Source organism: Kluyvera genomosp. 2 (assembly GCF_036759865.1).
GTDB lineage: Bacteria > Pseudomonadota > Gammaproteobacteria > Enterobacterales > Enterobacteriaceae > Kluyvera > Kluyvera ascorbata_B.
In genome coordinates this window covers 1-1341 of sequence record NZ_JAPKIA010000042.1, presented here as the reverse complement: position 1 = coordinate 1341, position 1341 = coordinate 1, and the positions used below count along the sequence as shown (strand labels likewise).

Below are 1341 nucleotides of genomic sequence, written 5' to 3'. Positions count from 1 at the left end.
GAAAACGGAATCTATGGTCACTCCCGTTTTTGCAACACCGATTTTGACGACAAGTTGGCTTGCTTGAATCTATCCGGCGTCTGAATGGGATTTTATTCCCGCGCCTTGATGAGTTCCGCGCCTGATGAACCTCCAGAAAATATACGGCTTCAATGAGCCTTTCCGTTTTACAGGTTCCTCAACAGGCCGGTGGGCCGTTAGTATCATCAATATCAGTATTCGCAAAACCAGATCAGTAATTCTTTAAACCGGTGTATTTCTGCCGTTATGCTACATAAGTTTGCTGTCGTGCCGTTAGGGCCCAGGCTATTCTGGCCAGCTTGTTTGCCAGAGCACAAGTGACGACAAAGTTGCTTTTCCGGCACAGTAAATCCCTGACCCAATCGGCCAATTTGCCAGACTGGTGTTCCAGTTTTTGTATGAATACCCTGGCACATTGAACCAACAAAGTTCGGATCTTTTTATTACCTCGCTTACTAATTCCCAGCAATGTCGTCCTACCTCCCGTGCTGTACTGCCGAGGTACAAGCCCTGTTGCCGCCGCAAAGTCACGGCTGCTGGCGTACTGCTTCCCGTCGCCAATCTCAGTTGAAATAGTACTCGCTGTCAGTGTTCCGACGCAGGGAATGCTCAGCAAGCGCTGTCCAACCTCATCTTCGTCCAACTTTCGTTTCAACTGGGATTCCAAATCTTTAATCTGCTCAACAAGATAGTGATAATGCTGTTGTAATTTCAGCAATAACTGGCTGAGGTAAAGAGGCAAACTATTATCCTCAAGAATGGTACTCAGTCGGCTAATAACGGCAGCTCCTCGGGGAACGCTAATGCCAAATTCCAGCAGAAAAGCATGCATTTGATTGGTTGTTTTTACCTTATCCTGAACCAGGGATTCACGGACACGATGCAGAGCCCGCATTGCCTGCTGAGATTCCGTTCTGGGCTGCACAAAACGCATAGACGGACGCGATGCAGCTTCACAAATAGCTTCGGCGTCGACAAAGTCGTTTTTATTGCTTTTAACGAACGGGCGGACAAATTGTGGTGATATCAGCTTTGGGGAATGCCCCAACTCTTCCAACTTGCGTGCCATAAAGTGAGAACCGCCACAGGCTTCCATTGCGATGGTTGTAGCGGGGCATGTCGCCAAAAATTCGATCAACTTTGGCCGGGTAAATTTTTTACGGTAAACAGCCTTCCCGCGACGATCCTGGCAATGAATATGGAAAGAGTTTTTACCCAGATCGATACCAATGAGCGCAATGTTTTCCATGATAGTTCTCCGAATGAAAGCCTGTCCTCAGCATAATACCGGGAAGGAGGGAGTGACCATCTCATTAAATA

Annotated in this window: 1 protein-coding gene; it reads right to left on the bottom strand. The window is 47.6% G+C overall.

Translation table 11 applies throughout. From position 1 onward, the window contains the following. Positions 1-265 precede the first annotated feature (265 nt). Positions 266-1270 (bottom strand): IS110-like element IS4321 family transposase, encoded by a 1005-nt coding sequence (locus V6942_RS23340; RefSeq protein ID WP_000427623.1) that lies wholly within the window; start codon positions 1268-1270, stop codon positions 266-268. Between the last annotated feature and the right edge of the window lie 71 nt (positions 1271-1341).

What these genes read in the sequence shown, in the direction of transcription:
- V6942_RS23340 (WP_000427623.1), bottom strand. Translation starts at nt 1,270, where the DNA reads ATGGAAAACATTGCGCTCATTGGTATCGATCTGGGTAAAAACTCTTTC.